At 67.7% G+C, this 12503-nt stretch carries 13 protein-coding genes; 3 read left to right on the top strand and 10 right to left on the bottom strand.

From position 1 onward, the window contains the following. Positions 1-25: 25 nt before the first annotated feature. The 9 genes from ABS767_RS01855 to ABS767_RS01815 all read right to left on the bottom strand — a co-directional run bounded on the left by ABS767_RS01855 (position 26) and on the right by ABS767_RS01815 (position 6827). Positions 26-427 carry a hypothetical protein gene (locus ABS767_RS01855; RefSeq protein ID WP_408076661.1) on the bottom strand — a complete coding sequence of 134 codons (402 nt, stop codon included), beginning with the start codon at positions 425-427 and terminating at the stop codon, positions 26-28. A gap of 22 nt (positions 428-449) precedes the next feature. Continuing rightward, positions 450-983 carry a demethoxyubiquinone hydroxylase family protein gene (locus ABS767_RS01850; protein ID WP_408076660.1) on the bottom strand — a complete coding sequence of 178 codons (534 nt, stop codon included), beginning with the start codon at positions 981-983 and terminating at the stop codon, positions 450-452. Further along, positions 980-1447: a disulfide bond formation protein B gene (locus tag ABS767_RS01845; RefSeq protein ID WP_408076659.1), complete on the bottom strand. Its 468-nt coding sequence runs from the start codon at positions 1445-1447 to the stop codon at positions 980-982. Before ABS767_RS01845 ends, ABS767_RS01850 begins: the two co-directional genes overlap by 4 nt. A gap of 8 nt (positions 1448-1455) precedes the next feature. Next, entirely contained in the window at positions 1456-2796 is a 1341-nt protein-coding gene (locus ABS767_RS01840; protein WP_408076658.1) for a S41 family peptidase, read from the bottom strand. 88 nt (positions 2797-2884) lie between these two features. Further along, the gene (locus tag ABS767_RS01835; protein ID WP_408076657.1) at positions 2885-4096 is read right to left on the bottom strand and encodes a murein hydrolase activator EnvC family protein; all 1212 of its coding nucleotides are present in this window, start codon (positions 4094-4096) and stop codon (positions 2885-2887) included. After that, a complete protein-coding gene (locus ABS767_RS01830) occupies positions 4093-4515 on the bottom strand; it encodes a 23S rRNA (pseudouridine(1915)-N(3))-methyltransferase RlmH (protein WP_408076656.1) in 423 nt (140 codons plus the stop codon). The genes ABS767_RS01835 and ABS767_RS01830 overlap by 4 nt, the downstream gene beginning before the upstream one ends. Before the next feature lie 23 nt (positions 4516-4538). Beyond that, complete coding sequence (gene rsfS, locus ABS767_RS01825; RefSeq protein WP_408078635.1) at positions 4539-4862, bottom strand: ribosome silencing factor; 324 nt, start codon at positions 4860-4862, stop codon at positions 4539-4541. Positions 4863-4953: 91 nt separating this feature from the next. Then, positions 4954-5574, bottom strand: a complete 621-nt coding sequence (locus tag ABS767_RS01820) for a nicotinate-nucleotide adenylyltransferase (protein WP_408076655.1) — start codon at positions 5572-5574, stop codon at positions 4954-4956. Beyond that, positions 5571-6827, bottom strand: coding sequence for a glutamate-5-semialdehyde dehydrogenase (locus ABS767_RS01815; RefSeq protein WP_408076654.1), 1257 nt, complete (start codon positions 6825-6827; stop codon positions 5571-5573). The genes ABS767_RS01820 and ABS767_RS01815 overlap by 4 nt, the downstream gene beginning before the upstream one ends. 74 nt (positions 6828-6901) lie before the next feature. Between ABS767_RS01815 and ABS767_RS01810 the strand changes: the two genes are divergently transcribed. After that, positions 6902-7957, top strand: a complete 1056-nt coding sequence (locus ABS767_RS01810) for a DUF3667 domain-containing protein (RefSeq protein WP_408076653.1) — start codon at positions 6902-6904, stop codon at positions 7955-7957. A 6-nt stretch (positions 7958-7963) separates the two neighbouring features. On the opposite strand, the gene ABS767_RS01805 is transcribed toward ABS767_RS01810, so the two are convergent. Continuing rightward, positions 7964-8335, bottom strand: coding sequence for a hypothetical protein (locus ABS767_RS01805; RefSeq protein WP_408076652.1), 372 nt, complete (start codon positions 8333-8335; stop codon positions 7964-7966). Between the two features lie 126 nt (positions 8336-8461). On the opposite strand from ABS767_RS01805, the gene ABS767_RS01800 reads away from it, so the two are divergent. Further along, a complete protein-coding gene (locus ABS767_RS01800) occupies positions 8462-10162 on the top strand; it encodes an Hsp70 family protein (RefSeq protein WP_408076651.1) in 1701 nt (566 codons plus the stop codon). Positions 10163-10172: 10 nt separating this feature from the next. Beyond that, entirely contained in the window at positions 10173-12503 is a 2331-nt protein-coding gene (locus ABS767_RS01795) for a hypothetical protein (RefSeq protein WP_408076650.1), read from the top strand.

Below are 12503 nucleotides of genomic sequence, written 5' to 3'. Positions count from 1 at the left end.
AGGGCAATGCGCCGTCGCGTCCTGGTCAGTCGGGAAGAACCTGCTCGGCCTTTTTGCGGCGATCCGCCTCCGCCTTGCCCGCCTGGATATCGCGCGTGGCGCAGCCGATGCCGCCGCCCGGGCCGACGGTCGTGCAGCTGCCGATCCCGGTATCGCCGGCGGTCAGTGCCGAACGCTGGCGCACGGCCCAGCTCTCCTGCGACGGTGCGACTTCCTGATCGCGCAATTCCTGCGGGATGCGGAAACGCTCGCCCGCCGGACGACGCACGCAGACGACGATCTCGTCGCCGTCGGAATTGGTCGGGCATTTGTCGTCGCCATAGATGACCAGCACGCCGTTCTGGGGGGCGTTCTGCGCGACAGCCGGCAGCGCGGGAACGGTGAATGCGGCGGCGGCCGCCGTGATCGAGAGCAGGATCGTTTTCATCGTCATCGACTCCTTGCGACCATCAAATGCGTTTCGAAACCGCAATCGCGGCCTTGCATGCCAGCCGGATCGCTCCGGCGAGAAAGGGGTAGGCGGGTGCCATCTCGGCACCGGATGCCAGCGCCGAATCGCGGTGCTCGAGCTCCTCCGCACGAAACTCGGCGACGGCCGCCGCGAGTTCGGGGTCATCCGCACCGAGCGCGTCGAGCTGTTCCTGGTAGTGGAGGTCGATTTCGGTCTCGACTGCCACGGTGCATGCCATCGCCGCAGTCGGCCCGATGGCTGCCGTCGCCGCGCCCATCGCGAACCCGGCGACGTTCCAGATCGGCTGCAGCGCGGTCGGTCGCACGCCGCGCTTGGCGATCAGCGCATCGAAATAGGCGCGGTGCCGCTCCTCCTGATTCGCCATGCCGGAAATCGCGCGCGCCATGGCGTGGCGGTCGCCCATCACCGCAAGCTGACCCGCATAGATGCGCGTCGCACCATATTCGCCCGCCTGATCCACCCGGATCATCGAGCCGACATCGTGGCGGGGATCTCCCGGCTTCCACTTCATCTGCGGCGACCTTTCAGCATCAGCCCTGCGATCACCAACGCACCACCAAGGGAAAAGATCGCATTCCATCCGGCGAGCGAGACGCCGAACAAATCCCAGGGTGCGACGTCGCAGCGGATCAGCGGTGCGTTCAGGATCGCCTCCAGCCCGCCTTCGCCTGCCGAGAAGGTGGTGGCACAGCGGGTCAGCCCTTCCCACCAGCCATATTCCACCCCGGCGTGAAACGCACCGATCGCCCCGCTGATCGCGATGGCGATCGCCGCGAGCCCCACCAGCGCGTCGCGCGCCGGGCGCACGACGAACGACAGCGCGGCGAGCACGATCGCGGTGTAATGCGGCCAGCGTTGCCACATGCACATCTCGCACGGGAACAGGCCGAAGCCATATTGGCTGACCAGCGCCCCGCCGATCAGCGCGAGCGGGATGAGCAGGGCGAGCAGCTGGGCGATGCGGCGCGGTGGCATGCCGGGCCTCAGCGCGTCCCGGCCTTCGCCGTGCCGCCGCCGGCCATGCGCGCGGGTGCGCCGATGCGGCCGATGGTCTGCAGCGCGTAATGGAGCTGGAAGTCCTTGATGCCCTTCTTCTCCAGCTCTTCCGCGGTGGCGGCGAAGCGTGGGTCGGTCTTGGTATCTTCCTCGATCACCGCGTTATCGACCTTGGTCTCGTTGATCAGGTGACGGCGCAGATCGGCCTCGCGGAACACCGGGCGCGACTTGTAGTCGGGGTCGGAGATCTGCGGCACGGGCAGATCGGGCTCGATCCCGCCTTCCTGCACCGAACGGCCCGACGGCGTGTAGTAGCGCGCGGTGGTGAGGCGAAGCGCGGTGCGCGGTCCGAGCTGGAGCAGGGTCTGGACCGATCCCTTGCCGAAGCTCTTCTCGCCCAGCACCAGCGCGCGATGATGATCCTGCAACGCGCCCGCGACGATCTCCGACGCCGAGGCGGTTCCCGCATCGACCAGCACGACCAGCGGCAGGCCGCGCGCCAGATCGTCGGCCTTGGCGTACCAGCGCTCGATATCCGATTTGTCGCGGCCGCGCTGCGACACGATCTCGCCATGCGACAGGAAGGCGTCGCTCACCTCGATCGCCTGGTCGAGCAACCCGCCGCCATTGCCGCGCAGGTCGATGACATAGCCCTTGGGCTTGCCGCCCAGCTGCTTCTCGATCGCCGCGATGCCGGCGCGCATGTCGGACGCGGTCGACGCGCTGAAGGTGTTGATGTTGAGGATGCCGATGCCGTCCTGCACCTCCCACTTCACCGCCTTTTGCACGATGGTTTCGCGGGTCAGTTCGAGCTCGAGCGGCTTTTCGCGGCCGGCGCGGACGATGCGCAGCTTGATCTTGCTGCCCGGCGCACCGCGCATCTGGCTCACCGCCTCGTCCAGCGTGCCGCCATAGATCAGCTTGCCGTCGATATGCGTGATATAGTCGCCCGCCTTGATCCCGGCGCGCCAGGCGGGGGTATCCTCGGTCGGCGTGATGACCTTGACCGCACCGTCCTCCATCGTGACGGAAAGGCCGAGGCCGCCATAATTGCCGTCGGTCTGGAGCCGCATATTGTCGAACGCCAGCGCGTCGACATAGGAGCTGTGCGGATCGAGGCTGGCGAGCATCCCGTCGATCGCGCCCTTGATCAGCGTCGCATCGTCGACCTTCTCGACATAATCGGCCTTCACGCGAGTATAGACGTCCATGAACGCGTCGAGTTCGCGATAGCTGGAGGTGTCCACGCTCGCCATCGCGCCGGTGGTGACCGGGATCAGCGCGAGCGCGCCGACGGCGGCGGTGACCTGGAGGAGGGGACGGATCATACGCATTACTTTCCTGGCAGGGCTTTGGGGCAGAATAGACCGGATCGGCGTGGCGGCAAAGCGGCAAGCGCGCGGCGGCGATACGGCATCAGTCGAGCAGCTGCGCCAGATCGACCGGGCGGCCCTGGCGGCGTAGCTCGACGGTGATGCGCGGCGCATCGCCCGGTCGCGCGCGGCCGATCGGGGCGCCCTGGATCAGCTCGTCACCGACGCGTACCATCACCCGGTCGAGCCCGGCGACCAGCGAGGTCCAGCCCTTGCCGTGATCGAGGATGACGATGTTGCCATAACGGCGAAAGCGACCGGCATAGATGACGCGCCCGCCGGTCGGCGCGACGACCTGCGCGCCCGGCCAGGTCGCGAGCGTTAGCCCGCGCGAGCGCACGCCGGTGTCCGATAATTCTCCCAGCCCGGTGACGACGCTGCCCGCGACCGGCAGGCGATAGGGCGGCGGTCCGCTGCGCGCCGGGGGCGGTGTGGCGTCCACCGGCTCGGTGTCGTCCCCCTCCGCCGGGCGGGGAAGCGGGCCGGGCAACGCCTCGAGCGCGGCGCGCGTCTCCGCCGCGGCGCCGAGCGTGTCCATCAGGTCGACCAGATCGCGCGCCTGTTCGCCGAGCGCCAGCGCGCGGTCCGATTCGAACATCGCATCGCGGGTATAGCCGACCGACCGCAGCCGGTGCCCGGCCTCCGCCCGCACCAGCGCCAATCGCTCGTTCTGCAGCCGCGCGCGGCCGTCGGCGAGGCTCTTGACCGCCGTCTGCGCGCCTTCGCGCAACCGGCGGGTCCGCTCCACCTCGGCGCGGATGTCGGCCGTACGTTCGCGCATGACCGGGGTGACCGCGCCCAGCACGGCGCGGACATGGACGATATCGCGCGTCGACCCCGGCTGGACCAGTCCCAGCGCCGCCGGGCGGCGGGCAAAGGACTGGAGCGCGGCGACAAGGCGGGCGATCGGGCCCTGGCGTTCGGCCAGTCGGCTGCGCTGACGGTCCAGCAATCGATCGACGATCGCGATGCGCGCGCGCGCCGCGACGATCTCCGCCTCGGCCGCCTGGATACTCGCGGCGATCGCGGCCTCGCGCGTCTTTGCCCGCCGCGCTTCGTCGCGCTCGGTCGCGGCAGCGCGCTGGAGTCGTCGGGCGCGTGCCTCGGCATCCTGTGCCGCCTTGTTCGCTGCCTTGAGCTGGTCCTGCTGCTCGGCGAGCGTCGGGGCCTGTGCGTGAAGCGCGGCGAGGCTAATCCCGCCCGATGCGGTGATCGCGAGCACGAGCGCGAGCGGAAGGAGGCGCCGCACCCTCATCCCTCGCGGTGATAGGGATGGTTGGAAAGGATGCTGGTCGCGCGCCACAATTGCTCGGCGAGCATCGCACGCGCCATCAGGTGCGGCCAGGTCGCTCGGCCATAGGATATGAGCAGATCGGCCTGCGCGCGCGCCTCATCGTCGAACCCGTCAGCCGCGCCGATCAGGAATCGGGCTTCGCGCACCCCGTCCTCGCGCCACGCCTGAAGTCGTTCGGCGAAGACGCGAGAAGGCAGGTTCTCCCCCTTCTCGTCCAACATCACGATGCGGGTGCCGGGTTCGGTCGCCGGCAATTTGCCTCCGGTATCCGGCAGCTCGGTGACGCGCACGGGCCATGGGACGCGCTTGACATAGCGGTCTACCAATTCGGCCTCGGGACTGCGGCCGATCTTCCCGCGCGCGACGATATGCAGCAGCACGGATCAGGTGCCGGGCGTCGGCATCAGGCGTTGCCGGTGGCTGGCGTGTCTCCGAACGCCCACATGCGCTCGAGGTTGTAGAATGTCCGCACTTCGGGCCGGAACAGATGGACGATCACGTCCCCCGCATCGATCAATACCCAGTCGGCGGTGGGAAGCCCCTCGACCCGCGGGCTACGGCCGAACTCGGCCTTGATCTTCTCGGACAGCTTCTGCGCCATCGACGCGACCTGACGCGTCGATTTGCCGCTGGCGACGACCATATAGTCGGCGATGCTGCTCTTGCCCGCGAGCGGGATCGATACGGTCTCGACCGCCTGATCGTCGTCTAGCGAGCTCAGGACCATCCGATGCAGCGCCTCGGCGCCATCGCTGACCGCGGCCTTGGTGGCGGCGGGGGCATCGGTATTTGGGGAAGCGGGCAAGGTGACTCCTGGGCTAGGGTAAGGGGTGCGTCGCGGCGGCGCGGACGCTGGAATATCGCCGGTGCCAGCCGGGGTCGGCGGCGCGCAGGCGGGTCGCCGAAGTCGGGTCGGGGCGGAAGCGCAACAGCACCAGGGCCGGCAAACTCCACTTCGTCCAGTTCTTCGCCTGGCTTGCGGGCCGCTTGTAACGCCGCAGCCAGCCCATGGCAGGACTTGCATGGGCGTCGCGATCATAGCCCGGCCGCGCAATCACCGCAATCGGAACCTGTCGGGCGATCGTGCGCCACCCCTTCCACCGATCGAACTGGGCAAGATTGTCCGCGCCCATCAGCCAGATGAAGCGATGGCGGGGATAGAGCCGCGGCAATTTGGTCAGCGTATCGACGGTGTAGCGGGTCTTGAGTCGCTTCTCGACCGCGGTCGGGCGGATCGGTGCATGGCGCGCCATCGCGCGGGCCGATGCCATCCGCGCGGCGAACGGCGCCACGCCCTTCGCATCCTTGAGCGGATTGCCCGGCGACACCATCCACCACACTTCGTCCAGCCCCAGTGCGCGCAACGCATGGAGCGAGATCGCCCGGTGCCCCTTGTGCGCCGGGTTGAACGATCCGCCGAGGAGGCCGACGCGCTTCAAGGGCGCGCCTGGCCGGTCCCGCGCACCACCCATTTATACGTCGTCAGCCCCTCCAGCGCGACCGGGCCGCGGGCATGGAGGCGGCCGGTGGCGATACCGATCTCGGCGCCCAGCCCGAACTCGCCGCCATCGGCGAACTGGGTCGAGGCGTTCCACATGACGATCGCGCTATCGACGCCGTTCAGGAATCGCTCGGCCGTGTCCGCGGCTTCGGTGACGATGGCATCGGTGTGATGGCTGGAATGCCGGGCGATATGCGCCATCGCCCCCTCGACCCCGTCGACCAGCGCGACCGACAGGATCGAATCGAGATATTCGGTGTCCCAGTCTTCGGCGCTGGCCGGGACCGTACGCGGTTCGATCGCGCGGATATCGGCGTCGCCGCGCAATTCACAGCCAGTGTCGCCCAGCGCGGCCAGTATCTTTGCCGGGTCAGCGAAGGCACGGTCGACCAGCAGAGTCTCGGTCGCGCCGCAGATGCCGGTGCGTCGCATCTTGGCGTTGACCGCGAGCTTCACCGCCATCTCGGGGTCGGCGGCGCGATCGATATACAGGTGGCAGATGCCGTCGAGATGCGCGAGCACGGGGACGCGCGCTTCTTCCTGAACGCGTGCGACCAGGCTCTTGCCGCCGCGCGGGACGATCAGGTCGATGGCGCCGTCGGCCTTCAGCATCGCCCCCACCGCAGCCCGGTCCGTCGTCGGCACCAGCTGCGCTGCGTCGGCGGGCAGGCCGGCGTCGGTCAGCCCGCGCGAGAATGCGGCATGGATCGCGCGATTGCTGTGCGCCGCCTCCGATCCGCCGCGCAGGATCGCGGCATTGCCGCTCATCATGCACAGCGCCGCCGCGTCGGCTGTGACGTTGGGGCGGCTTTCATAGATGATTCCGATCACCCCGATGGGCACACGCACCCGGCTGAGCCTGAGCCCGTTGGGCCGCTCGCTCGAATCGATCACGGCGCCGACGGGATCGGCCAGCGCAGCGACCGCTTCGACCCCCTTGGCCGCGCCTTCCAGCCGTGCCGGATCGAGCCGCAGGCGATCGAGCAGCGCGCCGGACAAACCATTGGCCGCCCCTGCCTCGACGTCACGCGCATTGGCGGCAAGGATCGTCTCGGCGTCCGCGCAGATCGCGGCCGCAGCGGCGCGCAGCCCGTCCGCCTTGCGCGCAGTCGGCATGGCCGCGAGCGCCGTGGCGGCGGCGCGCGCGCGTGCACCCATGTCGGCGATCAGTGTGTCGGCATCCTGTTCCATGGCGCGGTTCGCTAACATGCTGCGACGCAAAAGTCCCTATCGCGCTGTCTTTTCCAAGCTGGTAGAGGGGCTTTATGGGGGAATTCGAGGCAGCGGGCGATCTGGTCACGGGGGCTTTGTTCGGCCGGGCGGTCGAGCGGGACCATGGCACTGCAGGCGACCATGGCCCGGGTATCTGTCTCAACTGCGGGACCGAACTGATCGGCCCGCATTGCCATCGCTGTGGCCAGGTGGGGCATGTTCATCGCACGATCGGCGCGATCTGGCACGAGATCCTGCACGGCGTCGTCCATTTCGAAGGGAAGCTGTGGCACACGCTGCCGCTGCTCGCCTTCCGGCCGGGCGAGCTGACGCGGCGGTACATCTTCGGCGAGCGCGCGCATTTCGTGTCCCCGATGGCAATGTTCCTGTTTTCGGTCTTCACCATGTTCGCGGTGTTGCAGATCATGGGCATCTCGCCCCCTGCGGAGATCGGAACCTCGGCCCAGTTCAAGCTGAGTATGGAACAGGCGATCAAGGAAACGGGCGAGAATCTCGCCGAAGCGAAGGCCGATCGGGCCGAAGCCAAGCCCGGCAGCGAGCGCGCCGCCAAGCTGGACCAGCGGATCGAAGAGCTGACCACCGAGCTGGATGGCCTCAAGAACGTCCTGCCGGTCGCCGACGGCAGCAACCGCTATCGCCCGAACTTCAAGACCGGATGGGCGCGGCTCGACAAGGGTATCCACAAGGCGGAGACAAATCCCGGCCTCGCGCTCTACAAGCTGCAGACCAACAGCTACAAATTCAGCTGGGCGTTGATCCCGATCTCGATCCCGTTCGTCTGGGCGATGTTCCTGTGGCGACCGCGATTTAAGGGGTACGATCACGCGGTGTTCGTCACCTATTCGCTCGCCTTTATGTCGCTGCTGTTCATCGCGCTGCTGATCGGATCCGCGCTGGGCCTGTCGATGAGCGTGCTGTCGACCATCGCCGTCTTCGCGCCGGTCGCGCACATTTTTTTCCAGCTCAAGGGCGCTTATCGCCTGCGTGGGTGGAGCGCGCTGATAAGAACGATCGTGCTGTTGTTCTTCATCAGCTTTATCGTGACGCTGTTCGGGTTGCTGCTGCTCGGCCTTGGTCTGCTCGGCTAAGCCCCATCATCGCTTGCAAGGAAAACGCTTCTTCATCATCGCATAAAAGGCGGCTTTGACGCTCATTCCACGCTTTGCGGGTGGAATCGCTTCGAACTCGGCCATCAACTCCTTGCTGCCGATATTGGCCTTGCCCTTGGGCGGCGGGCAGCTGTGCGGCGTCCGTCCGGCCTTGCGCGCGCCATCGATGTCGGTGCGATAGGCATTGGCGACGGTCTCCATCTCGCTCTTGAGCAGCTGAATGTCGGGCGAGCCGATAGCGAGGAAACCCTTCGCCTTCAGCGCATTCGCCTTGGCCAGGAACTCGGCGACGCTCATCGCCTGCGCGCTTGCCGGAAGCAGCGCCACCGCTACCGCCGCGATCATCAGCTTCTTCATTCCGACCTCCCACGATTATCATCGAGCACACACGACAACCGGCTTGAACGCCATATGAATTCGTCAGCTTCACAGCGGCGCGCTGCCCGTTACAGTCCGTCGCGATTCGACGGGGGACGCAGCGCAATGATTATCGGTATCGACCTCGGCACCACGAACAGTGCCGCGGCGGTGTTTCGCGACGGCGCGGCGGAGCTGATCCCCAACCGGCTCGGCCATATGCTCACCCCCAGCGCGGTGAGCATCGACGAGCAGGGCGAGGTGATCACCGGCCTTGCCGCGCGCGAGCGGATGGCGAGCCACCCGGACGTCACCGCGACCGCGTTCAAACGCTATATGGGCTCGCAGCGCACGACGCGGCTGGGCAAGCGCAATTTCTCACCCGAAGAGCTGTCGGCGCTGGTCCTGCGCAGCCTCAAAGCCGATGCCGAGGCGTTTCTGGGGCAGGAGGTGACCGAGGCGGTGATCACCGTCCCCGCCTATTTCAACGACAAGCAGCGCAAGGCGACGCATCGCGCGGGCGAGCTCGCCGGGCTGAAGGTCGAGCGGCTGGTCAACGAGCCGACCGCCGCCGCGCTCGCTTATGGCATCCACCAACTCGCCGACGAATCGCGCTTCCTTGTGTTCGACCTGGGCGGCGGCACGTTCGACGTGTCGATCGTCGAGATTTTCGAAGGGATTATCGAGGTGCGTGCCTCGACCGGCGACAATCATCTGGGTGGCGAGGATTTCAACGAACTGCTCGTGGCGATGATGCGCGATGCGCACGCCAGTGACTTCGGCGAGACCGGGCGCGGCGACGATCCGTTGCACCAGAAATTGCGCGAGGCGGCCGAGCGGGCGCGGCGCGCGCTCTCGACCGGTCAGGAAGCGGAGATGCGGATCGTCTGGAAGGACGCCGAATATCGTCACACCGTCACCACGACGATGTTCGAGGAGGCCGCCAAGCCGCTGGTCGACCGGCTGCGCGAACCGGTGCTGCGATCGATGCGCGATTCGGGACTCAAGAGCGCGGACCTGTCGGAGATCATCCTGATCGGCGGCGCGACGCGGATGCCTGTAGTGCGCAGTGCCGTCACGCGCATGTTCGGCCGATTCCCCAATGCGACGGTCAATCCCGACGAGGCAGTGGCGCTGGGCGCGGCGGTGCAGGCGGCGCTCAAATCGCGCGATTCGGCGCTGAAGGAAGTCGTGGTCACCGACGTCTGCCCCTATTCGCTGGGGGTCGAAACGGCGCGGCACCTGCCCGGCGGGGGGATCGAAGACGGGTTGTTCGCACCGATCATCGAACGTGGCACCGTGATCCCGGCGAGCCGCGTTCACACCTTCGGCACGATGCACGACAACCAGACCAAGGTCGATTTCAGGATTTTTCAAGGCGAAGCGCGGCTGGTCCGGGATAATGTCGAGATTGGCCAAACCACCGTGCGCGTTCCGCGCGGCCCGAAGGGGCAGGCGGTCGATGTCCGCTTTTCCTACGACATCTCCGGTCTGCTCGAGGTCGATATCGTCGTGCCGCAGACGGGGGAGAGCGTCAGCCTGACGATCAACGACGGCAATGTTGCGGACCCGGCCGCGCTGGAAAAGGCGCGCGCGGCGCTGGCCGGACTAAAGGTCCATCCGCGCGACGAGGCTGAGAACAAGGCGGCGATCGCGCGCGGCGAGAAATGCTACGAGAATTTCCTCGGCGACCAGCGCTATTGGGTCGGCGAGCTGATGTCGCGCTTCGCCGCCGCGCTGGAGAGCCAGGACCCGCGCACGATCGAGACGGCGCGCAAGGAACTGCACAGCGCGCTCGACCAGCTCGAGGGCGAGACCTTCCTGTGAAGCGATCGGCGTGAAGCCCTGGTGGGAGGTGCTGGGCATCCCGCGCGGCAGCGAGCGCGCGGCGATCCGCCGTGCCTATGCCGGCAAGCTCAAGACGACCAATCCCGAGGACGATCCCAAGGGCTTCATGGCGTTGCGCGAAGCCTATGAGGCGGCGCTGCGCTGGGTCGAGTATGACTATGGTTGGGACGAGGAGGGGGACGAGGTCGAGACGGCCGACGTGGAGGACGCGCCACCCGACGAGCATCCGGAGCGCGTCCCCGCGATTGTCGAAGTGCCGCCCGAGCCCGTCATGACCGAAGACGAGGGGGGCGATCTCAACTTCACGCCCCTTCCTCCGGAGGCGCCGGTGGCACCGCCACCCCCCGACCCGGCGGCGTTGGCGCGAGATGCCGATGCCGCCGAACTCGACCAGCTGAAGGCCACGCTGGAGGCCGGGTTACGCGGCCCATGGTTCAAGGACCGGGTCGGTCTCGTCGCTGCGTTCGAAGCACTGATGGCCGCGCCTGCGCTGATGGAAATCGACCGTCGCGATCGGATCGAGCATTGGCTGGCCTCGTTGATCGCGGACACCATCCCGCGCAGCGATGCGATCCTAAAACAGGCGATGGCCGCGTTCGGTTGGGAGGGAGAGGGCAATCACCCGCCCGCGGTGTGGCAGATTCGCACCCGGCTGGACGAGTGGCGACTGATTGCCGGGTTTCAGGGTGGCGGGCATCCACTGAATGCCGGGTGGCGGGCGTTGACGCGCGGCAGCGTGCCGGGATGGCGTCGCAGGATCGGTGCGTTGCGACCCGGAGTCGTCCCCCAGGTGCGGGAGCTGTTCGATCTCGCGCAATATGATCTGCCAGGAATCGCCCATAGCTTCGAACCGCGCGCTGCCGACTGGTGGCGCGTGTATCTCGAGCGACCGCATTTCGGCTTCTCCGAGATCGTGCTGCTGATGCTCGGTGCACTCGGGGCGGTCCTGTTCGCCTTGAGCGGGGCGACGTCTGCCCTGCGGATCGGCGGCGCCATCGCGGCGGGCGCGGTCGGTATCGGACTTGCACTGCTCCATTGGCGGGTGGTCGCGCCGATGCACTGGCGGCGCGCGCATGCCGGCGAAGACGTGGTGCCCGGCTTTGGTTGGCGGTTCGGCCTGTGGCTGCTGGCGGCCGCTGCCTTTATCGGTGCGCCGATGACGCCGTGGCTCGCCGGTGGCGCGATCCTGCTCGCGGTGGCCAGCGCGATCGCGATCCTGCTGCTCGACGCGGGCGAGCGCGACGGGGGCGAGGTGCCGTGGAAGCGCACCGTCGGCCTCGGTATTCTCGGCGCGCTGGGTGCTGCCGGCTTTCTCGCGATGACGGCCGCGGAACAGGTGGCGCTGCTCGCCTTCGTCGCCTCCTGCGGGCTGATCGGCATATCCGCGCGCACCGCGATCGGACAGCTGATCGCGTCGCGCCCGATCCTGATCGCGACGGTCGCGACCGTGCTGCTGCTGTTGGGTGCGGTGCTGCGGGGAGATTGGGGCCCCGCGGGATCGTCGCTCCTGCCCTGGGGTGTCGCCGGGGGGACCGGACTGCTGCTGATGAGCGCACTGCGCACGCGCGACCCTCAGGGCCGTGCCGGCGCCGTGGCGGATCTGATCGGGTGGGGTTTGTGGATCATATTGGTGTTTGCCGCAGTTCTGTCCGCGCCCGACACCAAGCGGGAGGCGCTTGCCCCGCCCATTCAGGTCGTCCCCACGAGCCCGATGTCGGCGCTCGAGGCGCGCGAGCCCGGCTTCCGCCTGGTCAGGACGGGCAACCCGGAGCTGTACGCACAGGTAAAGGCGATCCGCGACGCGATAGCCGACGGGACCCGCGCCCACGCGGAGGGGGCGCGCGCAATCGATGCGCTGGTCAACGCCGCCTATCGCGCGCGGCTGCCCCGCGCCCCAGCGTCGCTGATCGCGGCGGAGATGGATATTCGGCTGGCGCAGCTGCGCGAGTGGCAGGACAAAGACCCGAGGAGTTGCAGTGGCGAGGACAGAGGCAGGACCGCCGCTCCGCTCAGCCCCGCGCTGCAGCGACGCCATTATGGCCATGCGCTGCGCGTTGCGGCGAGTATGCCGGCACCGGCAAGCGCTGCAGAAAAGGGCCGCGAAATCCCCGCCGGCGATCTCTTGCGCAGCGCGGCCAACGGTGATGCCGCAGCGGCAAGGCGGCTCGAGGACGCGATGGAGGGTTCGGATCCGACTGCAAAATGCGCGGCGCGGATCGCCATTTTGGAGGCGTTGGTCGCGCGCAGCGACGCGGATATCGCCGAAACGATGCGGCCCGCGCTCATCGCGCGGGCCGCATCCAAGTCATCGACCAACTAG

Origin of the sequence: Sphingomonas plantiphila, from assembly GCF_046000505.1 — a bacterium.
In the GTDB taxonomy this organism is placed as follows: Bacteria; Pseudomonadota; Alphaproteobacteria; order Sphingomonadales; family Sphingomonadaceae; genus Sphingomonas; species Sphingomonas plantiphila.
The sequence above is the reverse complement of the archived record's forward strand: the minus strand, read 5'-3'. Positions and strand labels throughout refer to the sequence as shown.

What these genes read in the sequence shown, in the direction of transcription:
- ABS767_RS01855 (WP_408076661.1), bottom strand. Translation starts at nt 427, where the DNA reads ATGAAAACGATCCTGCTCTCGATCACGGCGGCCGCCGCCGCATTCACC.
- ABS767_RS01850 (WP_408076660.1), bottom strand. Translation starts at nt 983, where the DNA reads ATGAAGTGGAAGCCGGGAGATCCCCGCCACGATGTCGGCTCGATGATC.
- ABS767_RS01845 (WP_408076659.1), bottom strand. Translation starts at nt 1,447, where the DNA reads ATGCCACCGCGCCGCATCGCCCAGCTGCTCGCCCTGCTCATCCCGCTC.
- ABS767_RS01840 (WP_408076658.1), bottom strand. Translation starts at nt 2,796, where the DNA reads ATGATCCGTCCCCTCCTCCAGGTCACCGCCGCCGTCGGCGCGCTCGCG.
- ABS767_RS01835 (WP_408076657.1), bottom strand. Translation starts at nt 4,096, where the DNA reads ATGAGGGTGCGGCGCCTCCTTCCGCTCGCGCTCGTGCTCGCGATCACC.
- rsfS (WP_408078635.1), bottom strand. Translation starts at nt 4,862, where the DNA reads ATGGTCCTGAGCTCGCTAGACGACGATCAGGCGGTCGAGACCGTATCG.
- ABS767_RS01815 (WP_408076654.1), bottom strand. Translation starts at nt 6,827, where the DNA reads ATGGAACAGGATGCCGACACACTGATCGCCGACATGGGTGCACGCGCG.
- ABS767_RS01810 (WP_408076653.1), top strand. Translation starts at nt 6,902, where the DNA reads ATGGGGGAATTCGAGGCAGCGGGCGATCTGGTCACGGGGGCTTTGTTC.
- ABS767_RS01805 (WP_408076652.1), bottom strand. Translation starts at nt 8,335, where the DNA reads ATGAAGAAGCTGATGATCGCGGCGGTAGCGGTGGCGCTGCTTCCGGCA.
- ABS767_RS01800 (WP_408076651.1), top strand. Translation starts at nt 8,462, where the DNA reads ATGATTATCGGTATCGACCTCGGCACCACGAACAGTGCCGCGGCGGTG.